General features: G+C 44.0%; 18 protein-coding genes. 1 reads left to right on the top strand and 17 read right to left on the bottom strand.

Features of this window, described 5'->3' with window-relative positions:
- Positions 1-11 precede the first annotated feature (11 nt).
- Both hflX and EV213_RS10070 read right to left on the bottom strand, forming a co-directional pair.
- Positions 12-1,241 carry a GTPase HflX gene (gene hflX / locus EV213_RS10075; RefSeq protein ID WP_133580407.1) on the bottom strand — a complete coding sequence of 410 codons (1,230 nt, stop codon included), beginning with the start codon at positions 1,239-1,241 and terminating at the stop codon, positions 12-14.
- A gap of 9 nt (positions 1,242-1,250) precedes the next feature.
- Entirely contained in the window at positions 1,251-2,219 is a 969-nt protein-coding gene (locus EV213_RS10070) for an AAA family ATPase (protein ID WP_133580406.1), read from the bottom strand.
- Between the two features lie 141 nt (positions 2,220-2,360).
- Here EV213_RS10070 and EV213_RS10065 point away from each other — a divergent pair, with 141 nt between their 5' ends.
- Positions 2,361-3,368 (top strand): tyrosine-type recombinase/integrase, encoded by a 1,008-nt coding sequence (locus EV213_RS10065; protein WP_133580405.1) that lies wholly within the window; start codon positions 2,361-2,363, stop codon positions 3,366-3,368.
- Between the two features lie 125 nt (positions 3,369-3,493).
- Here the strand turns inward: EV213_RS10065 and hfq are convergent, their stop codons facing one another.
- The 15 genes from hfq to EV213_RS09990 form a co-directional block, all read right to left on the bottom strand.
- Positions 3,494-3,736: an RNA chaperone Hfq gene (hfq, locus tag EV213_RS10060; protein ID WP_133580404.1), complete on the bottom strand. Its 243-nt coding sequence runs from the start codon at positions 3,734-3,736 to the stop codon at positions 3,494-3,496.
- 44 nt (positions 3,737-3,780) lie between these two features.
- Positions 3,781-4,719, bottom strand: a complete 939-nt coding sequence (gene miaA, locus EV213_RS10055) for a tRNA (adenosine(37)-N6)-dimethylallyltransferase MiaA (RefSeq protein ID WP_133580403.1) — start codon at positions 4,717-4,719, stop codon at positions 3,781-3,783.
- A 25-nt stretch (positions 4,720-4,744) separates the two neighbouring features.
- A complete protein-coding gene (gene mutL / locus EV213_RS10050; RefSeq protein WP_133580402.1) occupies positions 4,745-6,577 on the bottom strand; it encodes a DNA mismatch repair endonuclease MutL in 1,833 nt (610 codons plus the stop codon).
- A 12-nt stretch (positions 6,578-6,589) separates the two neighbouring features.
- Positions 6,590-9,163 carry a DNA mismatch repair protein MutS gene (gene mutS, locus EV213_RS10045; RefSeq protein WP_133580401.1) on the bottom strand — a complete coding sequence of 858 codons (2,574 nt, stop codon included), beginning with the start codon at positions 9,161-9,163 and terminating at the stop codon, positions 6,590-6,592.
- A gap of 345 nt (positions 9,164-9,508) precedes the next feature.
- Positions 9,509-10,066 carry an outer spore coat protein CotE gene (gene cotE, locus EV213_RS10040; RefSeq protein WP_133580400.1) on the bottom strand — a complete coding sequence of 186 codons (558 nt, stop codon included), beginning with the start codon at positions 10,064-10,066 and terminating at the stop codon, positions 9,509-9,511.
- Positions 10,067-10,367: 301 nt separating this feature from the next.
- Positions 10,368-10,805 (bottom strand): YlbF/YmcA family competence regulator, encoded by a 438-nt coding sequence (locus EV213_RS10035; RefSeq protein ID WP_133580399.1) that lies wholly within the window; start codon positions 10,803-10,805, stop codon positions 10,368-10,370.
- 5 nt (positions 10,806-10,810) lie between these two features.
- Complete coding sequence (gene miaB / locus EV213_RS10030) at positions 10,811-12,328, bottom strand: tRNA (N6-isopentenyl adenosine(37)-C2)-methylthiotransferase MiaB (RefSeq protein ID WP_133580398.1); 1,518 nt, start codon at positions 12,326-12,328, stop codon at positions 10,811-10,813.
- A 243-nt stretch (positions 12,329-12,571) separates the two neighbouring features.
- A complete protein-coding gene (locus EV213_RS10025) occupies positions 12,572-14,323 on the bottom strand; it encodes an ABC transporter ATP-binding protein (protein ID WP_166639247.1) in 1,752 nt (583 codons plus the stop codon).
- A 101-nt stretch (positions 14,324-14,424) separates the two neighbouring features.
- A complete protein-coding gene (locus tag EV213_RS10020) occupies positions 14,425-16,095 on the bottom strand; it encodes an ABC transporter ATP-binding protein (RefSeq protein ID WP_166639246.1) in 1,671 nt (556 codons plus the stop codon).
- A 678-nt stretch (positions 16,096-16,773) separates the two neighbouring features.
- The gene (locus tag EV213_RS10015) at positions 16,774-17,706 is read right to left on the bottom strand and encodes a dipeptidase (protein WP_133580395.1); all 933 of its coding nucleotides are present in this window, start codon (positions 17,704-17,706) and stop codon (positions 16,774-16,776) included.
- A gap of 317 nt (positions 17,707-18,023) precedes the next feature.
- Positions 18,024-18,284, bottom strand: coding sequence for a stage V sporulation protein SpoVS (gene spoVS, locus EV213_RS10010; protein ID WP_133580394.1), 261 nt, complete (start codon positions 18,282-18,284; stop codon positions 18,024-18,026).
- Positions 18,285-18,392: 108 nt separating this feature from the next.
- Positions 18,393-19,190 carry a TIGR00282 family metallophosphoesterase gene (locus EV213_RS10005; protein WP_133580393.1) on the bottom strand — a complete coding sequence of 266 codons (798 nt, stop codon included), beginning with the start codon at positions 19,188-19,190 and terminating at the stop codon, positions 18,393-18,395.
- Positions 19,191-19,285: 95 nt separating this feature from the next.
- On the bottom strand, positions 19,286-20,851 hold the full coding sequence (gene rny, locus EV213_RS10000) for a ribonuclease Y (RefSeq protein WP_133580499.1): 1,566 nt from the start codon (positions 20,849-20,851) through the stop codon (positions 19,286-19,288).
- 1,023 nt (positions 20,852-21,874) lie between these two features.
- Positions 21,875-22,921: a recombinase RecA gene (recA, locus tag EV213_RS09995; RefSeq protein ID WP_133580392.1), complete on the bottom strand. Its 1,047-nt coding sequence runs from the start codon at positions 22,919-22,921 to the stop codon at positions 21,875-21,877.
- Positions 22,922-23,195: 274 nt separating this feature from the next.
- Positions 23,196-24,425, bottom strand: coding sequence for a competence/damage-inducible protein A (locus EV213_RS09990; RefSeq protein WP_133580391.1), 1,230 nt, complete (start codon positions 24,423-24,425; stop codon positions 23,196-23,198).
- Positions 24,426-24,437: the final 12 nt, after the last annotated feature.

Raw genomic sequence — 24,437 nt, 5'->3', positions numbered from 1 at the left:
CATGCTCTCCTTTACTCCTGCTGTGGCGGTTTAACGCCTGCCACTTCGTAGATGTTTGTTTCATCATTAAATACGGGTTTTTCTGTAATGGACTGCAACCTCAGCTGTTCAAGACGTTTTCCGTCTCCTGCTTCCACGTCTGCTGAAAATGGGGTAAACCATGATGTCAGCCAAGCTTCAATATCGGTTTTTAACGTTTGAACACCGTCCTTATCTAGTGCACTAACAAACGCACAAGGCTTGATCAAAGGATACACGTCTTCTTTTTGAACACGGTCTATTTTATTGTAGACCGTAAAACATGGGATTTGATCGAGGCCGAGCTTTTCAAGCAAAGACAGCACTGTTTTCTCCTGCTCAAGTCGCTCTGGATCTGACGCATCTACGACAAAAAGTAGTGCATCGGCTTCCCCTGCTTCCTCAAGTGTGGAGCGGAAAGAAGCAACGACTGTCGTCGGGAGGTCACGTATGAACCCAACAGTATCGGTGACGACCGTCTGAAAACCGCTTGGGAAGGTGCTTTTTTTCGTTAAAGGGTCGAGCGTGGCAAACAACTTATCCTCTGCGAGCGTTTCCTGGGACGTCAGTTGCGTAAACAACGTTGATTTTCCAGCGTTCGTATACCCGACCAGTGCAAGCTGGAACGTTTGCTGTTGCTTTCTTCGCTGTCTGTAACGCTCACGGTGGGCGACAACCTCCTCTAGCTTACGCCCAATATCCCGAATACGACGACGGATATGGCGACGGTCTGATTCCAGCTTGGTTTCCCCTGGACCTCTCGTCCCAATTCCAGCCCCAAGCCTTGACATGGCCGCTCCCATTCCGCTCAACCTTGGAAGCATATAGTTTAGCTGTGCAAGTTCAACTTGGAGCTTTCCTTCCTTAGACCTAGCGCGCTGGGCAAAAATATCAAGTATTAACTGTGTGCGGTCAATGACCTTTGTTTCTAGTATGTCTTGTAGACGTCTCAGTTGAGAAGGCGTTAGTTCATCGTTACAAATCGCCACATTCGCATCTTTCTCCAGCATGAGCTGTTTTACTTCTTCTAGCTTACCAATTCCAAAATACGTCCCAGGTTCTGGGCGATCTCGTTTCTGTAGCACTGTGGCTGCAACTGTTCCATTGGCCGTTTCAACAAGCGAGGCAAGCTCTGACAGCGAGCCTTCCTCGTCTTCCTTGTCAGAACGCAATATAGAAAACAATACGGCTACTTCTTGTAACGCTTCAACTTGTTCACTCATTCTTGTCACCTACTTGTATTTGTCTTCACCGGTCGTGCCATCAGATTGAAAAATGATGTCTGCAGCCGTCAGCCACATCAAATCCTGTTTTGTATACGCGGATGGATGATGCAGCAGTCGCACGGCTTGTTTTCGAACGGACTTCTCCATAATGTTTCGTACGTAGCGACCATTCGAAAATCCTTGGCGAGATTGATTCATTTGCTCATCAAAGTGAGCTTGAAGCATATGCTCCGCTTCCTGCGTCCATGAGTAATCACGTTGTCTCGCCATTTGTCTGGCAATTTGCACGAGCTGATTGGGAGTATAATCTGGAAAATCAATAATCAAAGGGAATCTTGAGGGCAGCCCAGGGTTTAAACGTAAAAACCGCTCCATCTCTAAAGGATACCCTGCGAGAATTAAGACAAACTCACCAGATGCGTCTTCCATATGCTTCACGAGCGTATCTACCGCTTCTTTGCCAAAATCTTTCTCTCCACCTCTTGACAAGGAGTACGCTTCATCAATGAATAAAATGCCGCCTTGTGCTTTCTTAACGAGGTCCCTCGTTTTTTGTGCGGTTTGCCCGATGTATTCGCCAACGAGGTCCGCTCGCTCCGCTTCGATAAGGTGACCTTTAGGAAGCATTCCCATATCTCTAAGAAATTCGCCTAGCAGTCTTGCCACCGTCGTTTTCCCAGTGCCCGGGTTGCCTTTAAATAGCATGTGAAGGACTTGGGGCTCTGTTTTCAAAGCAAATCGTTCTCTAAATTTATTTAAAAACAGCCAGGCGTAAAGCTCTTTGACATGCTTTTTAATCTCCTGCATGCCAACCATTTGTTCTAAGCGTTGTTCAATGTTTTTTAAAGGCTGATGAACTCCTTCATCTACTGCACTTGATGTTGCCTCCAGTTGCACTGTGCCTTCTCCTGCATGGTGTCGATTTAGGACAAAGTTCATTTGTCCATTGGTTTTCAATGTATAGGATTGCTCCATCGCTCTTCACCCCTTATTCCGAACAGTATACGTACAGCGAAGCATGAATGTGACATTCGCCTATGCTACTATAAGAAGAAAGCGCGCCATCATTGTGAAAGAGACATACTTTCATGATTCTCTAAAAAGGAGGAAGTATCTATGGATATGCTTCTCACCCAGCGTCTCCCCGAGTATATGCAAGATTTTTTGCAGCAGCTCGAAGCGAAAGGTCGTCTGCCCTCCACTATACAAAGGTATGCGTATGACCTTGAAGATTTGCATGAATGGTTGGCGAAGAGATGTCAAATCGAAGCGTTGCAAGACCTCGTTCTCTTTGACTCTATTCAAGCAGAGCGCTGGCTATACAATATGCAGGAGGAACGCCAGTATTCTAACGCCACTGTAAAGCGCTTGATCACTGTGCTCAATCAATTGTATCGCTTTCTTCAAGTGTACCATGACCCAGCGTTAATTAATCCCATTCATACACTTGATTTAACAACTGTAAAGCACAGACAGCTTGGACTAGAGGACATCCTTTCTAAAAAGGATCGCCAGCAATTGTATGAAACGCTTCTCTCTGACAAGCAGTTAAGCGATCATCAATTAAAGGGGCGCCCTTATCTACGGACAAGAAATTACATGATTGTAAGGTTGTTCCTTCATTATGGCTTAACCATCGGGGAGCTGACACGTCTTACGATAAAAGATATTCACTTTGAAAAAAACGAACTCGTCCTTTATCCAACGCACGGGTCAGCTTCAAGAACCGTTTCACTTTTGAAAGAAGACCGTGTCGAGCTGTTTTCTTATTTAACTGATGTCCCTGAGCCGGTACGACCACGGTATTATACGAACGATCCGTTTTTTATTGCTTTTGATTATCAACGATTGACGTTCCGTTGGGTGTACGAGTTGGATCAACCAAAGGCTCTAAGTGATTTTGCAGTTCAAAAAATGATTCGCCAAGAATCCACGCGTGCGGGCTTGCCAGGCAGAACAGCTCAGCATATGAGGAATACTGCCATTCTTTCTTCTATCGCCAGTAACTCCTCCGACACAGAAGAGAAACTTATGGAGAACTTTGGTTTGCGTACCACAGCTTCTGCTAGGCGTTACCTTCGTTTTTACAGCGCTTTTGAGGATAGCCTTGGCGCGCACTTTTAAGATTGCCAAAAAGCGAAACAAACTCCCCTGCGAATGGCAGGGGAGGCGCAAAATGAATATGTATACGAAAAACGAATGCGGTGAAAGGTCAGACCTAAAGACAGATCCTTTCCTCTCCGTCCTTCTTATGCTTCGTCTGAAGTCTTGCTTGTATCCATTTGCACTGGCTTTTGAGGCGCAAACGTAGAAATAGCGTGCTTGAAAATCAGTTGTTGTTTCCCATCTGTTTCAATTAGCACCGTGAAATTATCGAAGCCTTTAATGGTTCCACGTAGCTGGAATCCGTTTAGCAGAAAAACAGTAACGAACATATTGTCTTTTCTAAGCTGGTTTAAAAACTGGTCTTGGATATTAATGCTCTGCTTCAAGGGCGGAATCCTCCTTTTCTCTTTATCTCGTAATACTATTTCGCTTAAAAACGCAGCTTTCCTGCTATCGAAGGCAAAATTTCGTCAGCGATTTTAGACATTGACCTAGAAGTGGTCACATCTATCCATTCCACATCCATTTTATTTCGAAACCAAGTGAGCTGACGTTTTGCAAAACGCCGTGTATTTTTTTTAAGTTGTGCAATGCTTTCTTCTTGTGTGCAGTCGCCTCTAAAATAGCTTACAATTTCTTTATAGCCAATGGCTTGCATGGATTGACAATTCTCATAGCCGCTTTTAAACAGGGCCTCCACCTCTTGAAACAGACCCTCTTCTACCATGTGGTCAACCCTCTGATTAATGCGTTCATAGAGCTCCTGCCGATCCATTGTAAGCCCCAGGATAAAGGTATTGTACCGATAGGCGTCCGCTTGTCGGGAAATACGATCAGAAGGCCTTTCGCTCGTCGTTTCATACACCTCGAGTGCTCTAATGACACGACGAACATTGTTCGGATGAATGCTTTTCGCAGCTTTTGGATCCACATCTGCCAACCGTTTATGAAGAGCCTCTTTGCCGATCATTTCACCCTCTTTTTCGAGACGTAGCCTTACCTCGGCGGAGCCACTTTTTTCTGTGAATTCATATGGATATACGATCGATTGTATGTAAAGGCCCGTTCCTCCTACGATCATTGGAAGTTTTGATTGTTGATGAATTCCGTCAATGCATGCCAAAGCCTGATCTTTAAAATCAGCAACGGAATAAGACGCATCAGGTGGTAATATGTCAATCAAATGATGTGGCGTATCCTCTCGCTCAGCTGGAGAGGCTTTTGCTGTGCCTATGTTTAAGCCTTGATACACTTGAATCGAATCGCCAGAGATGATTTCCCCCGACAACCGATTCGCCAACTGAATACCAAGTTCTGTTTTTCCTGCAGCGGTTGGCCCTACAATGACAAGCAGTGGTTTGTCTTCCATAGTGATCTCCCTTCTTTTACTAGGTTCACATCACACGTTTGAACATTTTTTTGAGTTCGTACTCACTAAATTTAACAATCACAGGTCGTCCATGCGGGCATGTATACGGATCCTTCGCCTTACGGAGGTCGTTCACCAATGTTTGCATGTCCTCTTTCCGCAAGTACATGTTCGCCTTTATAGACTTCTTGCAAGACATAAGAATCGCTGCTTCTTCGCGAATCTCTTCTAACGTTACGCTCGGTGTATCAAGTACTTTTTGAATGACGTCTTGCGCAGCCTCTTCTTCTTTTCCGTGCGGAAACCATACTGGATGACTGCGGAGAAGAAGGCTGCCTTCACCAAAATCCTCGACGGCTAATCCTAGGTTTAATAATAAATCTTTATGTTCTAAGAGCGCAAGGTAGTCATGCTGCCGAAACGTCATCGTCAGTGGAAGAGCTAGATCTTGAAGCTCATGCGTGTGCTCGCCGAGTTTTTGCTTGTAAAACTCATATTTTATACGCTCCTGAGCTGCGTGTTGATCTATAATAAACAGCCCCTCCACGCTTTGGGCAAGGATATACGTGCCATGATGCTGTCCTACTACTTCTAATTCAGGCATCTCATAAGGCTCCGCAGACACATAGGGAGACATAGATTCCGCAAGCTCGGTATGCTCAAAAGACTCGGATGCGTGTCGTTGCTCTTCCTCTCTTTCAACAGCTGGCGCAGATGGGCTGTTCTCTGCGTTATGAGACGATGCCTCCTGCTGCGTAGGGCTCTGAGGCAGAGAGGGCTTTCGGTAATTGGCTGGAGGAGTATCAAGCCGTATCGATTCTTGAATGGATGTCGTTTTGTGAGCCTTTGGCCTAGTTGCTTCGGGGGTGAGCGGGCTTTTACGAAGGCTTTTTTCAAGCGCTTCGGTCACCAACGCACAAAGCTCCTTTTCCATACTTAGTCGTACCTCGAGTTTTGACGGATGCACATTGGCGTCCATGAGCATCGGGTCCATCTCAATAGAAAGAACACCAACAGGGTAGCGCCCTATTGGTAACAACGTTTTATACCCTTGCATCACCGCTTGAAACAACGGAATATTTTTGACATAACGTTGATTGAGGACGAGAGAGAAATAGTGCCTCGACGCCCGAGTGATAGTGGGCTTGGCCGCAAACCCAGAAAGCACAAAGTTAGAAGTCTCAGCTTCCACAGGTACAAGGGCTTTAGCAACATCCATTCCGTATAGATGACCAAGCACTTGGTCATATCGACCATTGCCACTCGTCTTTAGCAGTTCTTTTCCTTCATGAACGAGAGAAAACTGAATGTGTGGACATGCGACAGCCACGCGATTCACTGCCTCCGTAATATGGCCAAGCTCTGTGTGCAAGCTACGAACGTATTTTAGTCGAGCTGGCGTGTTAAAGAAAAGCGAAGAAACGCGGACATCTGTCCCTTGGCGGCTATGTGATTTTTTTGCTTCGACGATGCTGCCGCCTGTCATATGCACTTCAGTTCCTGGTCCTTCGCCCGTAGACGTCGACAGCACCATATGACTGACAGAGGCAATGCTCGGAAGCGCTTCTCCCCTGAACCCAAGGGTACGGATACGAAACAAGTCGTGCTCATCTTGCAGCTTGCTCGTCGCATGTCGCTTAAAAGCGAGCAATGCGTCTTCCTCGTCCATGCCGACCCCATTGTCAATAACACGGATCATGCCCAAGCCTGCTTCCTCCACATGCACATCTACCTTCGTCGCTTTGGCATCCACTGCATTTTCAAGCAATTCCTTCACAACAGAGGCTGGTCGCTCAACGACTTCTCCTGCGGCAATTTTATCGGATAGCTGATGATTCATTTGCCGAATGAGACCCATACGCGCTCCCTCCTACTGTACCTTTTTTTTCATACGATATAGCCAATTCATTGCCTCAAGCGGCGTCATATCCATCAAATCAAGCGAGGCCAGCTCGCTTGCAAAAGTGGCTTCCGCTTTAGATGGAGCCGGCGTCTTCTTGGCCGCCTTTGAAGCTGTGTTTGCCTCGCCAAACAACGACAGCTGTTCAGCAACAGTCTGCGTCGCTCCTACTTCCGCTGTTGGTGCCGCTTGCCCTTTTGTTTGCTCCAGCTGCTGCAATAGGGCTGTCGCCTGTTTTGTAATCCCGTCTGGAAGACCTGCCAACTTGGCAACATGTATGCCGTAGCTACGATCAGACGGACCGGGCTCCACTTTATGCAAAAAGACAATTGTATCCTGATCCTCGACAGCCGCGACATGAACATTCTGCAAGGCATCAAGCGTTAATTCAAGCTGCGTTAGTTCATGATAATGGGTGGAGAACAGCGTTTTTGCGCCAATGTGATTGTGAATGTACTCCAATATGGACTGCGCTAAGGCCATCCCATCATACGTCGATGTCCCACGACCAATCTCATCAAGCAATAGCAAGCTGCTTGCTGTCGCTTTTTGAATGGCATCGTTGGTTTCCATCATTTCAACCATAAACGTACTTTGCCCAGCGGCTAAATCATCCGCTGCCCCAATTCGTGTAAACACCTGATCAAACAATGGCAGCGTGGCCTCTTTGGCGGGGACGAAGCAGCCGATTTGTGCCATGATTGCAATGAGCGCCACCTGTCGCATGTATGTGCTTTTACCGGACATGTTTGGCCCTGTAATCAATAGCATGGACGTCGTATTGTCAAGTGTGACTGAATTGGCGACATAATGCTGATGCATCGTCATCTTTTCAACTACAGGGTGACGGCCATCCACTATCGAAAGCTCGCCAGTCGGAGAAAATTGCGGACGGACATAGCCAGACCTTTCACTCACTTCAGCAAAGCTCGCCAACACATCAAGCTCACTAATCAGGCGAGAGAGCTCTTGCAAGGCAGGGATAAACTGCTGTGCACGTTGTCTTAACTCTAAAAACAGCTGATGCTCCAAGTCAACGCTTTTCTCCTGTGCCTCCAGAATTAAACGCTCTTTCTCTTTGAGCTCATCGGTAATAAATCGTTCGGCATTGGCAAGCGTTTGTTTGCGTTCGTACCGACCTTCAGGGAGATTTTTCAGATTGGAGCGACTCACCTCGATGTAATAGCCAAAAACGCGATTAAAGCCTACTTTTAACGTGCGAATCTGTGTCTCATCACGCTCCCGTTTTTCAAGCGCAGCGATCCATTCCTTTCCGTTTCTGCCAGCATCCCGGTACCGATCAAGGACATCCGAATACCCGTCAGCAATCATGTCGCCCTCGGTAATGGTCAACGGCGGCTCCTCAAGCAGCGAATTGGCTAACAGTTTCTCCAGCTCTTCCAATGCCGTTACCTGCTCTGCCAGTAAAGACGCCAAAGGCAACCCTAGCTCGCTAACAGCCCTCTGAATACCAGGCAAGGTGGACACCGTTTTTTTCACTTGCACAAGGTCCCTCGCATTGGCATTGCCATAAGAAATCCTGCCTGCAAGTCGTTCAATATCGTACACAGCCGTCATTTTTTCGCGAATGTCATGCCTGGATGTAAACCCTTCGATCAGGGTGGACACTGCGTCAAGTCGATCCTGAATGCCTTGTTTTGACCGCAAAGGCTTGTCCAACCATTCCTTAAGCCTTCGCCCCCCCATAGCGGTTTTTGTTTCATCTAGGAGCCAAAGCAACGAGCCTTTTTTGGTTTTGTCACGCATTGTCTCGACAAGCTCCAATGTGCGTCTCCCATTGCTATCAATCGTTAAATACTCATCAGGTTCATAGAAACGTGGCTGCTGTAAATGATCGAGAGAACGCTGCTGCGTTATCTGCAAATACTGTGTGAGCAATAAGAGCGCAGGTAAACAAGCCTTATTCTCAAAGGCAAAGGGGAGCTCTGCAGCATTGTCAATCGTTTGCGCAACAGAGACGGTCCACGATTGCTCGCGCATCAGGTCCATCATTTGAGCAGAAACGATCACTTCCTTTACACGAGCGACCTTCAATTCTTCTAACGCACGCTCAAAATCTTGAACACATGTTGTATGTATCGTGCCTGTTGTCAAATCACATAACGCAAGCGAATACTGCTCGTCGTCATGGGCCAGTGCAGCTAGAAAATTATGTTCTTTCTCAGATAGAATCGTTTCATCCATCACCATTCCAGGGGAGATGACATGGGTCACCTCGCGTTTCACAACGCCCTTCGCCTGCTTTGGATCTTCCACCTGTTCACAAATGGCTACTTTATAGCCCTGATCGATAAACCGTTTAATATACCCCTTGGCCGCATGGTGTGGCACCCCACACATCGGGACACGTTCCTTTCCACCACCATCGCGGCTAGTTAAGGCAATCTCAAGAATTTGTGCGGCTCTCGTCGCATCGTCAAAAAACATCTCATAAAAGTCTCCGAGACGAAAAAATAAAAAGGCATCTTTGTATGCCGATTTGATTGATAAATATTGCTGCATCATTGGTGTATATTGAGGCATTTTCGCATCTCTCCGTGTAAACAATCTTGAAGACTAGTATACCATTTATGTCGAAGGTTGACGATGCACACGATAGGCTAAGGATGAAAATTAAACACGACGAAATCTTTTTGAGTCGATGTTGCACTTGTACCCTTTAGGGTGGAACAGCGCGAGCTGAAGATCCCGGAGGAAAGCCGCTTTTGCTTTCCGAGGAAGCTGAAGCCGTGCCCGCGGAAAGCGAAGTATTTTGACGAAGCGGTTAAGTTATTACGAATAAACGCTTGAATTAGATATAAATAATCTGCTTGAAATCAGCTAAAAACTTAAACAACAAAAAAACTAGGAAGTGTCCGCTTCCTAGCCCTACTCTTCTTCTGCAGAAAGAAAATCGGTTTCAAGATCTTCAAAGGACTCTTCTTCAAGCACCCGCTGCCAGTCGTCATCGCAGCGTGAATCTGGGTGCACACTGACGCGTATTTTGGTTTCACCGATTATTTCCACGATAAATTCTCTTTCCACTTCCACGAGAACCTTGCTGCCCTTCTCGGAAATGTTGGCTTCTAAACAGTTGGGCTGCTGCAACACACGTGCAACCACTTCCTCTTCTTCACCAATGCAATGCTCATCCTTTACCTTCAAGGGCACTTCATCTTTATAGCTAATCGTCTCCGTAACTACTTGCGTTTTCGTGTTGTTCTCACACGAATACCAGACGTTTACATCGTAACGCCCTTCTACAACAACACAATCGCCTTTTCTTTTTGCTTCGTAGCGATGATTAATAATCCAACACCCAAGAATACTGGTTGGTTTAAAGTTCGGTGAGATGGTGTGGGTGCACTGCGTAAATTTCTTGCCTTTTCCGCAAACCGCCTTGACAATAATTTCTCTGTACTTCACTGAATGACCTCTTTTCGCCATGAAAGTCCAAACCTCCTTCTTCAGCTGTCCCCATATCGTATGCAGTGTGCACATCAAGTGTGACAAATGCCTAGTAGGACGATCGAAAGTCGTTTCTTCCATAGATTTTATGAAGCTTCCTTTGACATAGAACAGCAAAAGTACTTTTTACGGACGTGGCTGCTGTTTCGTAGCCTTACGCTCTGTTCTCATTGTATGAAGAAGGCTTCGAGATCATGACCAAGAGTGTGTACAGGGCAAAAGATTTGTGCACTTAAATGAAAAAAACACAACATGCCGAATGCATGTTGTGCGCGAAAAATTATTTTTCAGCCGTTTCACAAGACTTTTCATTTTTTAATGCCGAGCCTGTCAATCCGTTGATGACATCGCCATCCGTGGATTCAATCACATGAGCAGTCACCTTCGATGAAATTGTCGTAGCCACAATTTGAAGCAAGTCATTGACGTCGTTTTGGGAGGATTTGAATTCCTGCACAACAGGAATGTCATCAAGTTCCTCAAACAGTCGATCCAAGCGCTCTTCACACTTTTGCAAAGCTTCACCCTTGCCATAGTGCTGCAAGTTAACAGCTTGCTTTTGAACAGCCTTGATTTGTTTGATCAATTCTTGTATTTTTGTATTTTCATTGATTTGTTGCTCAGCCTTCTTGAAGTAATCTACCTCAGGAGTCTCTGCGATCATTTCAGCAATTTTTCTTGCCTGTTCCATTACTTCATTTCTCGTAAATGCTGCCATTTCCATCACCTCTTCGATTCTGTAACCAAATCCCCGTCCAACGTCCACGTTTTTGCCCCGGTAATGTAAACGGGGACGATTTTGCCTACAAGTGATTTAGGTCCTCTAAAATTAACTAGTTTGCTTTTGCGTGTGTAGCCTGATAATACATCCGGGTTCTTTTTGCTTTCCCCTTCAACTAGTACATCAACGACTTGTCCTTCAAACACTTTGTTTTTCTTTAATGAGAGCTCATTCACGAGCTGATTCAATCGCTGCAAACGCTCACGCTTGACCTCCATAGGTACATTGTCTTCCATTTTTGCGGCGGGCGTTCCTTCCCTTGGCGAATAAATGTAGGTGTATGCCGCGTCGTACTCAACTTCACGAACGATCGACAACGTTTCCTCAAACTGTTCCTCCGTTTCATTCGGAAAACCAACAATAATATCGGTTGTAAAGGTAACGTTCGGGATTCGCTCCTCCATTTTTGCAACAAGGGTCATATAATGCTCACGCGAATATTTTCTTCCCATGATTTTAAGAATCTCACTGCTTCCTGATTGCACAGGCAAATGGATATGTTCCATTAAATTTCCACCTTTGGCAAGCACATCAATCAAGCGGTCATCAAAATCGCGTGGATGACTTGTCATAAATCGAAAACGCGGAATGTCTATTTTTGAAAGTTCCTCCATTAAATCGCCTAACCCATAGGAGGAATCCTCAAAGTCTTTCCCATACGCATTTACATTTTGCCCAAGGAGCGTTACCTCTTTGTAGCCATTTCGTGCTAAATGGCGAACCTCTTCAATAATGTCTTCTGGGCGCCTGCTTCGTTCCTTCCCACGTGTGTAAGGAACAATGCAATACGTGCAAAACTTATCACAGCCATACATGATATTTACCCAAGCTTTAATTTGGCCTTTTCGAACCTTTGGAAGGTTTTCAATAATATCGCCTTCCTTCGACCAAACTTCTATGACCATTTCTTTACCGAAAATGGCTTCGCGAAGGATGTCTGGAAGACGATGGATGTTGTGTGTGCCAAAAATCATATCAATGAACGGATGTTTTTGCAAAATCCGATTCACAACTGATTCCTCTTGCGACATACATCCACAAACACCTATGAGTAGATCAGGCTTTTCAAGCTTCAGTGGCTTCAAATGCCCAATCTCACCAAACACTTTATTTTCAGCGTTCTCACGAATGGCGCACGTATTCAAAAGAATCACATCAGCATCGTTCACATCCGTTGTCGCTTCATAGCCCATTCCCTCAAAGATTCCTGCCATAACCTCGGTATCGTGCTCATTCATTTGACAACCGTACGTGCGAATATAAAAGCGCTTCCCAACACCGACCTGTTGCATGTCAGTACGTATGTCAAAATCATAATGAATATCAATATCTTTTCTTCTCCGGCGACGCGCATCTTTTAGCGACGGCGGTTGATAGGTCGTTTGAAAATATTTCGCAAAGTCTTCAGAGGTTTTCTCCTTTAAAGGCTTTTCATCTGTAGACGTTAAGTTCTTAGTCATGCGATTGTGTAACACCCTTTCCTCTTCCACTGCACACCCTTGTTGGATAGCTTGTACAGCCTGTGCTATTATAACAAAGTTTTTCTCATATGAACAAGGTTAGTCGTTGTCCATTTGTGATGATTTACGCTTGAAAGCTCAGCCAGCTCACGAGATCAGTCCTTATCGACTTCCCTTAAGTTTCCGGCAAGCCGCCAGAAGTCTCGCCACCCAACAAATTTGCCTTATGAAATCATCTCATTTTCAACTATAATATTGCGCTTGAGCATTCCATAATTCATAGTATTTGCCTGCTGTATCTTTACATAACTTTTCATGACATCCCTTTTGAATGAGTACCCCATGGTCGAACACATAAATTGTATCGCAAAATTTGCATGAAGAAAGTCTGTGGGAAATGAACACTGCTGCCTTATTATCAATCATTTCGTTAAACCGATTATAAATATCAAATTCAGCAACCGGGTCCAGCGCTGCTGTTGGCTCATCAAGAATGACGAATGGCGCATTTTTATAATGTGCACGTGCTATCGCCATTTTTTGTTCTTCGCCTCCCGAGAGATTGATACCATACGCATGAACATATTTATAGATGGGTTGCTTGAGTTTATGGGGCAATCCCCGGACATAGTCATCAATGCCCGCGACCTCCAATGATTTCCATACTTTGTCATCGTCGTAGTCCCGGGAAGCTGCAATGTTTTCTCCAATCGGCAATGAGAGCAGCTGAAAATCTTGAAACACCACATTAAACAATTTTAAATACTCTTCGTTGTCATAATCTCTAATATCCTTCCCATTTAAAGTGATGCACCCTTCATCTGGTTGATACAACCCGCAAAGCAACTTAATCACTGTCGTTTTTCCGGAGCCGTTCATCCCAACAATAGCAACACGTCTATTGGAGGTTATTTTCATAGACACATTTTTAATTACGTAATCATCACTGTTTGGGTATCGAAAACTGACATTGTGAAATACGACTTCCCAAGTCTCACAGTTTTTTATACGAAGTTGTTTGTCTGATTGTTGCTCAGAAGTTGCATCTATAAATTCAAAAAACGAACGTAAATATCTGTTGTTGCTTTTGACTTGGGATAATGCAATGAATAATTCATTGATATTAAAAATGAGGATGGTTATTGACGCATAACTTTTGATGACACTGCCTAAGGTAATATGTCCTGCAAGAGCTCTGAGTCCGACATAAATATACGCATATCCACCGACAAAGGTTGAGATTAATACATTCATCCCAAAGTATTTTTGATGAAGGCTGTACCTTCCGTTCAACACTTTCATCCAAGGTAAACGCCCCTTTGAAAGCACCTCACCAATTATTAATTTTCTCTGATTAAATAAATGTATATCTTTTCCAGCTTGATCATCCTCCATGTAATGATAATGATAGTAATCTAGATATTTGTTTGTTGAACTGTTTTGAGTTAAGTTGTATTCTTTCTCGCCTACAATCTTTGAATTTCTGGCTGAAAAAAACACACTTATCACGATAACGGCCAATGTCAAAATAAAAAATAAGATTGAAACCCAACTAAAACTGCCGTCTACTGTACTTGTATCAAGTGAAGAGACTATTAATATGCCAGTGGCAATGGTGAGTGAAATTAAATGATGACAAATATCACTTAATAATTTTGTCACTGAAGACATCCCACCATTTGTTAAGAACATAACTTCTACGATTTTAGCATGCAATTCCGTGTATTTAGGGTTCTCGTGCATCGCGTAATCCATTGAATATTTTTTGTCATTAAGATACTTCTTAATTCTGATGATAAACATTGCATTTAGCACATCTATTTTTTTCGTTAGAAATAACGTAATAATTGTAAAAAAAGCAGTCCCTCCAACAGAAAGGGTGACATATACAAGCAATACATTTAGATTTTTATCTCCGACCAGTTCATCAATAATCAGTGCAGCTACGTATATAGCTATGAAAGGAACCGTAGCATCCAGTAATGATTTAATCAAATTGAACTCCAAGTACCCTGGCGATAATTCCCTTACTAACGCACATGCACGTTTCATAATGTGGAATTCAGCAACGAACGCTTTTATACGGGGTATTATGGTCACCGTAACTTCACTCCACTGTTCTCTTTATAGTAATGGCTTTGAATATCAAAAACCTCCTTATATTTTCCTCCAAGCGCCATAAGTTCATCGTGTGATCCCGTTTCACAGATTTGGCCATCTTCTAGAAAGATAATTCGGTCACAGAAACGAGTAGATGAAAGCCGATGGGAGATGAAAAGTGATGTTTTATTTTTTGTTAATTTATCGTATCGTCGGTACATCAAATCTTCGGCAATGGGATCAAGGGCAGCGGTTGGCTCATCCAAAATAAGCAATGGTGCATCTTTATAAAGAGCTCGCGCCAGCATGAGTTTTTGTATTTCGCCACCAGACAAATTAACGCCATTTCCAGTAATCGATGGGAGAAGATTTGTATGATAGCCGTCTTTGAGCTCGTTGATATTTTCGCTTAGCTCAGCCTTTTGAATGACATCCAATAACCTCTCCGTATCAAATTCTGATTCCTTGCAGAATGTTATGTTTTCTGCAATGCTCATTGGCAGCAAGCTTACATTTTGAAACACAGCAGCAATAAGAGAATAATAGTCGTCTCTGTTAAATTCTTTACTATCCGTTCCATTTAATAAAATACGCCCACTTACTGGATGCAGAAGACCACAAATTAGTTTAATCAATGTTGTCTTACCTGCCCCGTTAGCTCCAACGATGGCAAGTTTTTCACCTGCGTAAACCTTAAGATTAAGCTGGTTAATAAAAACTCGATCGCTTTCCTCATAACTAAAACAAACATTCTCGAGCACAAGTTCTGCAGGTTGATCATAGGCAGGTAAGGTTGCCCCTTTCGTTCTTTTAGATGCATCTTTTGTGTCCATCAAATAACGATAATCATCAACTGAAAAATTCGCGTTGGTCAGATTCTTAAACCTCATAACAATTTGCTTCAACCACTCACTGAACCCCGTAATTGCACCAAAATAGAAAATAAAATCACCAATAGTCATATCACTGGTGAGCATTTGCCAGATCAAAAAGACATAGCCTCCGCCATTTCGAATCATAAACAGAAACACGTCAAACAGTCCTTGCATGAAGTGCTTTGTTTGAATATGATTTTCCAATCTATACTTCTCGTCCATAAATAGATGAGTCGTATCGTTAATCCAACTTTTCATATTGTAAGCACGGATATCTTTTGCAAATGCATGGTGATTAATCTCTTCAAGTAGGTAATACAATTTACTATCGATTTCAGCACGCACATCCTTGAAGCTATGTTCCATTCGCTGGACTAGAAAAGAAACATAGGCACTCGCCAGATAACTGATGATTAAAATCAAGATGATGATTGGATTCAAAACGAGGATAATCGCACTAAAAGAAATGAAACCGATGATAGCTTTCAATAAATATGCACTGTTAGGGTAAAAAGAGGCCATATTCACATATATATTTCTGCTTGTTGCATTATGCCCTCTCTCAATTTTTATTTTGCCTTGTGCAGACGAGGACAGGGAGTAATCCATATCGAGAATTTTCCAATCCTTTTTAATATAAAAATGCATGTTCAATATGTTGACTGCGCTTTTTAAAACCCCCTGCTCCGAATAATGGCTCCAATATTTTAAAAACATCAGCCCAATCGTTATTGTGCCAATCGTCGTTATAAAGGCAGCTGGTGAAATCGATTGATTTATTGAATCCAGCACAACCTTTGGGAGCCATATGACAATGAATGAAACGGTCAAATCAAAAAGAATAAAAACGAGCGCGAATAAAAATGCTGTCTTTTCAAAATTCCATTGTTCACGAAACATAAAATTCATATTATTAAGAAACCCATGCGAAGTCTTTTCTTTCCTTTTGCTCATTTCATTGCTCCTATTCTTCTTCTGTAAATCGTTTATAGCAACGAGTGAATTCCTATTATGGAACTATCTTACTTCTCCTTAAACATTTTCTTTTCGTCAAAGATACTCCCCAAAAAAAATAAACAGATCTTTGCATTCATCTGTTTACCTTTTGGGGAGCATTTCATTAAAAGCCATTACAACTTCTTCACTGGCCAATTCATTTGTTGTTAGTGCAGTGGATATTGACAACTCCACTACCAATCCACAGCATAACATTCTGAACATTCCGTGTCTACAAAAAAAGCGAGAATTCACCGTCACTAAAATCCATTTTACTTATATAGTAGCCTTTGTAATGAACTGCTTGATAACATTCATTGCGACTCGACTGGAATGAGCGCTCCTGCTTCTTTAATGAAGTACATCCACTGAAACAGCAGGAGAAGGAAACGCTCGCTGTCGAACCTGGATGGGTATAAAACATGGCTGCGGATGACTGTTTTGTAGACCATGCTCTGCAAATGAGTAAGCCTATTATGACGGGAGATGCTCAAGCATAAACCGTCTAGCGTTTTCTCTCGTAAGTTTGTCGACAATTTCCTTGTCGTACCTTGACGCAAGCAAGTCTTTAAACGATTGCATTGAATCATAGGTTTCGAGTCCAATCGTCTTTTCATCTATGCCATCAAAATCTGAGCCAATAATAACAAAATCCTCTCCACCTAAAGCAAGCAAATGATCAATATGAGTGAGAAGATCTTCTGCTCGTGCGGGTTGGTCCACGCGGATGAAGTCAGGCACAAATGTAACACCCATCAAACCTTTTCGAGCAAATAACGCTTTGATTTGATCGTCATTTAAATTGCGAGGATGGTCGGCAATCGCCCTTGCGTTGGAATGCGACGCCCATACGACGTCCGCCAGGTCTATGACGTCCCAAAACCCTGCTATCGAGAGATGACTTACATCCGTCCAGCAGTTGTGTTCATTCAACGTCCGGACAACGTCCTTACCAAACAAAGACAGCCCAGCCCCGCGTGGTTCGCCTACACCATCCGCCACAGCATTGGCATCGTTCCAAGTCAAACCAACGGAGCGAACGCCGAGATGAAGTAAAATTTTCAGACGATCAAGGCTTTTCCCTATTGCATCGCATCCTTCTAACGTAAGAAAGGCACCAATGTTTGGAGGCGTTAAATTCTCTACATCCGCCTTCGTCAAAATTGGCTTTATCTGCGGCTGAGCAAGGACTTGCTCGTTGTATAGATTGATCATTTCAAGCACGACGTCAAATTGCTGTATGTCTGCTACTTCTTCTGCCACGAAGAGCGCAAAGGTTTGCACCTCTGCCCCTTGGCGCGTTAAACGCCCGAGATGAATATCAAGTGCTTCACTATTGGCAAACGAAAGCGTTGGATTCATCCAAAGTTTGTAAAGTACGTCACAATGAAAATCATAAAAACCCATGCGTACACCTCCTGAACAATATCGTACAGTATCAACGGATGGTTGTCGATTCAGGCTTTTGATAAACGCTCGCTTTCTTCGTTGCTTTGCCTCGTTCGGTGCTCATTGCCCTTATCGCAACTCTGCTCCTCTCTCAGCTTCGCGCTTTGATGAAACAAGCGTTTTCAATGCGCAAGTAGAGAACCTCTCGCTTTTATTGCCAGTAAAAAAAACCTGTCCCATTGGCAGGTTCTTTTACTGGTGTGTGAATAAAAAATGATTTCATCTGATTGAGCCAGCGTGCTGCTTTTGTCAGCTCGCATGGACGTAGTTGATCGTTATCGAGGTCCTACTATCAATTTGATCGCAGTTCGTTCTTCGCCATCAATTTGGATGTCAGTAAACGCCGGAACACAAACAAGATCCACACCACTTGGTGCGACAAACCCTCTAGCAATCGCAACGGCCTTTACAGCCTGATTAAGTGCACCTGCCCCAATAGCCTGGATCTCTGCTACTCCTCGTTCTCTTAATACTCCTGCAAGTGCGCCCGCAACGGAATTCGGATTGGATTTTGCTGAAACTTTTAATATTTCCATTCTTCGTTTCCTCCTCGTCTCATTAGGTCGATGCTCTACCAAATATATTCAAGACGTCCGTTCTTATTCCTTTTGGCGGCACTTCATGATGACAGTCCCAAAAAATGATCAGCCTTCAATAAACATGTGATCGTCATTAATTAAAATCCGCTCGATCGACATTGCTTTTCCTGTGCGGCTGTCTGCCTTTATAAAGACGCCACTTAACTGTTCCCTACCTTCTGCTACCTCAAACCTTGCTGGCAGTGCAGTTGTAAATTTCTTCAACACCGTCTCACTGTCCATGCCTAACACGCCATCGTATGGTCCAGTCATGCCTACATCAGACATATAGGCAGTGCCTTGAGGCAAAATACGTTGGTCAGCTGTTTGTACATGAGTGTGCGTGCCAACAACCGCAGTGGCTTTGCCGTCTAAAAAGTACCCCATGGCAATCTTCTCAGAAGTCGCTTCCGCATGAAAATCAACAAAAATGAATGGTGTCCGTTTTTTCGCTTCTTTTATCAGTTCTTCTGCTTTCAGAAAAGGACAGTCTAGAGGAGGTAGGAATGCTCTTCCTTGTAAATTAATGACGGCAATTTCGACACCGTTTATATTAACAAACACGATGCCTTTTCCTGGGGTGCCTTCAGGAAAGTTTGCTGGCCTTACTAGGTTTTTCGCTCCATCAATAAATTCAAAGATTTCCTTATTGTCCCACGTATGATTTCCCATCGTAACCACCTGCGCACCAGCAGTCATAAATGCTCGATAGATCTTTTCAGTGATTCCGCGACCATTCGCGGCGTTTTCACCATTCACTATCGTCAGTTGAGGTTTATACTTTTCCTTCAATTTCGGCAAATACACATCAATCATGTGCCGGCCTGGCTTCCCTACAACATCACCAATAAACAATAGATTCATTTGTAAGCTCCTTTATAGATAAGACAGGAGGTCCCAATGAACGCGTCCCTCCTGCCGTTCTTTTCCAAAAATAAATAAAGCGGCGAATCGCCGCTTTATTTAGCATACTCTACAGATCGTGTTTCACGAATCACTGTAATTTTAATATGTCCAGGGTAGTCTAACTCTGACTCAACCTGCTTTCGTATGTCTCGTGCAAGTCTAGGTGCTTCAACATCGTTGACTTCATCTGGACGCACCATAATACGAATTTCTCTTCCCGCTTGAATCGCAAATGATTTTTCAACCCCATCAAACGATTCACAGATATCCTCAAGCTTTTCAAGCCTGCGAATATAATTCTCAAGTGTTTCGCTTCGTGCGCCTGGGCGAGCAGCTGACAATGCATCTGCTGCTGCAACAAGCACTGAAATAATGGATGTTGCTTCAGCGTCTCCGTGGTGGGAAGCTACACTGTTAATGACTACAGGGTGCTCCTTATACTTGGTCGTTAATTCAACGCCAATTTCCACGTGACTGCCTTCAACTTCATGATCTACAGCCTTGCCAATATCATGAAGCAAACCAGCACGTCGAGCGAGCTTTTCATCTTCACCAAGCTCAGCTGCCATCAATCCGGTCAGGTACGCCACTTCTGTAGAATGCTTTAACACATTCTGTCCATAGCTTGTCCGGTACTTAAGACGGCCAAGAATCTTGATGAGATCAGGATGCAGTCCATGAACACCAACTTCAAACGTTGTTTGTTCACCGACCTCACGAATGTGTTCATCGACCTCACGACGAGATTTTTCCACCATTTCCTCAATGCGTGCAGGATGAATTCGTCCGTCTTGAACGAGTTTTTCTAAGGCGATTCGAGCCGTTTCTCGACGAACCGGATCGAAGCCTGAAAGAATGACTGCTTCTGGCGTGTCGTCAATAATGAGATCAATGCCTGTCAAGGTTTCCAGAGTACGAATGTTTCTGCCCTCTCTCCCAATAATGCGGCCTTTCATTTCATCATTTGGAAGATTGACGACAGACACCGTGGTCTCTGCTACATGGTCGGCAGCACATCGTTGAAGAGCAAGAGAGAGAATGTTTTTCGCACGTTTGTCTGCCTCTTCTTTCGCACGGTTCTCATGATCTTTAATCATAATTGCCATTTCATGGGACAGCTCTTTTTCTGCTTCTTGAGAAATCATTTGTCGTGCTTCTTCACTAGTCAATCCCGAAATTCGTTCCAATTCTGTATGCTGCATTTGAATTAGGTGATCGACTTTGTTTTTCATCTCTTCAATTTGTTGTTGCTTCACCGCCAGAGAATCCTCTTTTTTCTCAAGTGAAAGTTCACGTTTGTCTACATTTTCACTTTTCCTGTCAAGGTTCTCTTCTTTGTGCAATATCCGATTTTCTTGTTTCTGCAATTCATTTCTTCGGTCGCGTACTTCTTCTTCAGTGGTAGTTCGAAGCTTATGAATCTCATCCTTTGCTTCCAGGAGAGCCTCCTTTTTCAAGGCATCAGCTTCTCTTTTACCTTCATCCACGATTTGCTGCGCTGCGTTCTCCGCACTGGAAATTTTCGCTTCTGCAATGGATTTGCGAACAAAATAACCGACGATTGCGCCGACGATTAAGATAACAACATTAGAGATGAGAAACACTGTCCAATCATTCATTGATGGCACACGAGTTCACCTCCTTGCCTTAAACATCTTAGTTGTTCCATTCATGTCGGCATGTATATTGCTACTCAGCAGAAGTCAACATACAGCACAATACCATTATTTACTTTTGTGTATAGTAAAGAATTATACATCGTAATTTTACGGCTGCAAGCACGGAATGTCAAGCAATCCCCTTTGGTTCAGGCGGATGCGAATCGTTCGGATCCTTTGTTGGTTTGTTTTGTCCGGTGCTCATTGCCTATATGGCAACTCCGACCCTCCTAAAATTTTTCATTTTAGATATGGCAAACGATTTCATTCTGCATGAATGGGTTGATCTAGAATCGTGCACTTTCTTCGCTGCTTGTTTTGTCTGGTGCTACGTAAAACAACTTTCGCAGAGCAAAAATCACCTCAACGCTTGCTGTACCTGAGTGGAAGCAAGGTGGGGTAGATCGATTGACATTTTGAGAACAACACCTGCTGTACTCAGTATCTAAAGGTGCCAATGCTCACAATCCTGTATTTACTAAAAGATCGCCTTATAGTAACAGCGGATTTCTACACTATAATTAACAAGTTGAGTCCCTTTTTATTTCATGTCACATCATATAAAATGAGTGCATCATCAAAAGCAGCCACTAACGGGACTCCAACGGCAAAGAAAACACGACCGCTTCGTCAAAATACTTCGCTTTCCGCGGGCACGGCTTCAGCTTCCTCGGAAAGCAAAAGCGGCTTTCCTCCGGGATCTTCAGCTCGCGCTGTTCCCGCAGGAGTCTACGTATTTTGACTACGCTCATGTTTGTTTCTGCGTAAATTGTTTTTACTTTGGCTCGGTCTCGTAAAACGAAATAAATAGAAAAGCGAGTTGAACCAATGTGCCGGTTTTCCCCGTTTATATCAAGTAAATTCTAGGTACGAAAGTTGAGTAAGGAACTTCTCTTTACGCAAAAAACGAGCCGCCTTGAAGACAGACGTTATCAAGGTGGCTCGTTTCATTTATTATTGCTATGCGTAACGGGGGTAACGTTGTTAAGCTAGATCAAGCTTATCTTGATCATCCGCATCTTCTTCCTCTGGAGTAACTTTCGGCGCGTCAAGGTTATAATGGCTCCGAACGCTTTCCAGAATAACTTTACGAATTTCTACATTTTCTTTGAGGAATTGCTTTGCATTTTCACGCCCCTGACCTAAGCGTTCATCATTAAAGGCATACCAAGCGCCACTCTTTTGGACAATGTCAATATCAGAACCAATATCAAGAATTTCCCCTTCTTTTGAAATTCCTTCGCCATACATAATATCCACTTCCGCTTGTTTGAAAGGCGGAGCTACCTTATTTTTGACGACTTTAATACGCGTTTTATTCCCGACCATATCATTGCCCTGCTTCAACGTTTCTGCACGGCGTACTTCAAGACGAACAGAGGAATAGAATTTTAATGCACGACCCCCTGGCGTAGTTTCTGGATTTCCGAACATGACGCCTATTTTTTCACGGATTTGGTTTATGAAGATCGCAGTTGTTTTCGACTTGCTAATCGCCCCAGAAAGCTTACGTAGAGCTTGAGACATGAGACGAGCTTGCAAACCAACGTGCGAATCCCCCATCTCTCCTTCAATTTCTGCTTTAGGAACAAGAGCGGCAACAGAATCAATAACAAGGATGTCAACAGCACCGCTCCGAACAAGAGCTTCTGCGATCTCTAATGCCTGTTCACCAGTATCCGGCTGCGAGAGCAACAGTTCATCAATATTAACGCCAAGCTTCTGAGCATATTCCGGATCAAGGGCATGCTCGGCATCAATAAAGGCTGCTGTTCCTCCATTTTGCTGTGTCTCGGCAATGGCATGCAAAGCGACCGTCGTTTTCCCAGAGGATTCTGGACCGTAGACCTCTATAATACGTCCTCTTGGGTACCCACCAACACCAAGAGCAATATCCAACGCTAGCGACCCACTTGAAGTTGTTGAGATTTTCCGATCACTTTGTTCGCCAAGCTTCATAATGGATCCTTTACCGAATTGCTTCTCTATCTGTCGAAGCGCCATATCTAACGCTGCTTTACGATCACTCATTTGAATTCCTCCTCATAAACTCTTTCTATATCTATCATACATTTTTTTATTCCTTTTGCCAACAAAAAAGCGAACATTTATTCGGAAAAATAAAATTCAAACGATATCAATCTCAAGTTTTGTAAGAACGATTGCCCGAATGTTTCTCTTTCAGTTCGCCTTATCGGCGAGTCAGCAAAGACGACCATTCTGTCGTTGTTTTTGAAGGGAAGCAAAAACACAAAAAATGAAAACAGTGCATCTTTGTTCAAACGAACAAGGAGCACTGTTTTGACTATTCCCCGCGTAGGAGCAACGCCATGCCTTGACGGACGGCACGGTTTCGGACAGACGCACGCGACCCTGCAAATCGAAAAGAATCCACGGTAGTGCCATTTTCAGTGGCTACGGCTATGTAGACGGTACCTGGTGCTTTCCCTTCCAAATCATCTGGTCCTGCTACGCCAGTGAAGCCAATTCCAATTGAAGCTCCAGCGATTCGCCGAATGTTTTCCGCCATCGCCTTCGCGCACTCTTCGCTGACCGTTCCATACGTCTTTATTACGTCTGGTTGGATTGAGAGCAATGAAACTTTTAGATCGGGATGGTAACACACGACGCCTCCCTTAACAACGCTTGACGCACCTGGGACGGCAATCAGTGCATCGGCAAACATGCCTCCTGTTAAACTCTCTGCCGCAGCAACCGTCTGTTGTTTTTCTTTGAGCGTGTGAACGAGTGCTTCAGGAAGCATTGTCTCTCCATAGCCGTAAAGATATTCACCCACGCGCGCTTTGATTTTCTCTTCACACGCATCAAGAAGTCGCTTGGCCTCCTGCGGATCTCGGTGCTTTACCGTTAAACGCAAGGTGACTTCTCCGGGCTTTGCGAGTGGCGCAATCGTCGGGTTCGTTTGGGCACTAAGGAGATCCTCCAACTCATGCTCAAGCTGCGACTCACCGATACCTGTAAAACGGAGCACTCGTGACTCAATGCGATCCAGCTCAGGAAAGGTATTGGTCAAATAAGGCAGAGCACTTTTTAGAAACATTGGCTGAAGCTCGTGTGGGGGTCCAGGAAACATAAGGTACACTTTGCCTTGCTTAGTCAGTGCCATACCCGGTGCCATACCGGTCGTGTTTTTCAACACCTCACAGCCCTCCAGAACGAGCGCCTGCTTGCGGTTGTTTGGGGTCATTTGACGGTTTACAGAAGCAAAGTAGTCTTCAATATAGTGCAAAGCTTCTGGATCATGAACAAGCTGGACGCCAAGATGACGCGCAACAGTTTCTTTTGTTAAGTCATCCTTTGTTGGACCAAGTCCCCCAGTAAAAAGCAAGACGTCGGCACGTTGCTCCGCTGTTTCAATCACATGCTTTAGTCGCTGAGGATTGTCTCCAACAACCGTATGGAAATACACATTAATGCCGACCTCTGCGAGTTCTTTTGAAATAAACTGCGCGTTCGTATTGGCGATCTGACCGAGCAGTAGCTCTGATCCAACAGCGATGATTTCAGCATTCATATGAAAACCCCT

The sequence above is a fragment of the Aureibacillus halotolerans genome, assembly GCF_004363045.1.
In the GTDB taxonomy this organism is placed as follows: domain Bacteria; phylum Bacillota; class Bacilli; order Bacillales; family DSM-28697; genus Aureibacillus; species Aureibacillus halotolerans.
This window is presented reverse-complemented; position numbering and strand designations above follow the sequence as displayed.

Bases quoted from the DNA above. Each gene is read 5' to 3' on its own strand.
- hflX (WP_133580407.1), bottom strand. From the start codon at position 1,241: ATGAGTGAACAAGTTGAAGCGTTACAAGAAGTAGCCGTATTGTTTTCT.
- EV213_RS10070 (WP_133580406.1), bottom strand. From the start codon at position 2,219: ATGGAGCAATCCTATACATTGAAAACCAATGGACAAATGAACTTTGTC.
- EV213_RS10065 (WP_133580405.1), top strand. From the start codon at position 2,361: ATGGATATGCTTCTCACCCAGCGTCTCCCCGAGTATATGCAAGATTTT.
- miaA (WP_133580403.1), bottom strand. From the start codon at position 4,719: ATGGAAGACAAACCACTGCTTGTCATTGTAGGGCCAACCGCTGCAGGA.
- mutL (WP_133580402.1), bottom strand. From the start codon at position 6,577: ATGGGTCTCATTCGGCAAATGAATCATCAGCTATCCGATAAAATTGCC.
- mutS (WP_133580401.1), bottom strand. From the start codon at position 9,163: ATGCCTCAATATACACCAATGATGCAGCAATATTTATCAATCAAATCG.
- cotE (WP_133580400.1), bottom strand. From the start codon at position 10,066: ATGGCGAAAAGAGGTCATTCAGTGAAGTACAGAGAAATTATTGTCAAG.
- EV213_RS10035 (WP_133580399.1), bottom strand. From the start codon at position 10,805: ATGGCAGCATTTACGAGAAATGAAGTAATGGAACAGGCAAGAAAAATT.
- miaB (WP_133580398.1), bottom strand. From the start codon at position 12,328: ATGACTAAGAACTTAACGTCTACAGATGAAAAGCCTTTAAAGGAGAAA.
- EV213_RS10015 (WP_133580395.1), bottom strand. From the start codon at position 17,706: ATGGGTTTTTATGATTTTCATTGTGACGTACTTTACAAACTTTGGATG.
- spoVS (WP_133580394.1), bottom strand. From the start codon at position 18,284: ATGGAAATATTAAAAGTTTCAGCAAAATCCAATCCGAATTCCGTTGCG.
- EV213_RS10005 (WP_133580393.1), bottom strand. From the start codon at position 19,190: ATGAATCTATTGTTTATTGGTGATGTTGTAGGGAAGCCAGGCCGGCAC.
- rny (WP_133580499.1), bottom strand. From the start codon at position 20,851: ATGAATGATTGGACAGTGTTTCTCATCTCTAATGTTGTTATCTTAATC.
- recA (WP_133580392.1), bottom strand. From the start codon at position 22,921: ATGAGTGATCGTAAAGCAGCGTTAGATATGGCGCTTCGACAGATAGAG.
- EV213_RS09990 (WP_133580391.1), bottom strand. From the start codon at position 24,425: ATGAATGCTGAAATCATCGCTGTTGGATCAGAGCTACTGCTCGGTCAG.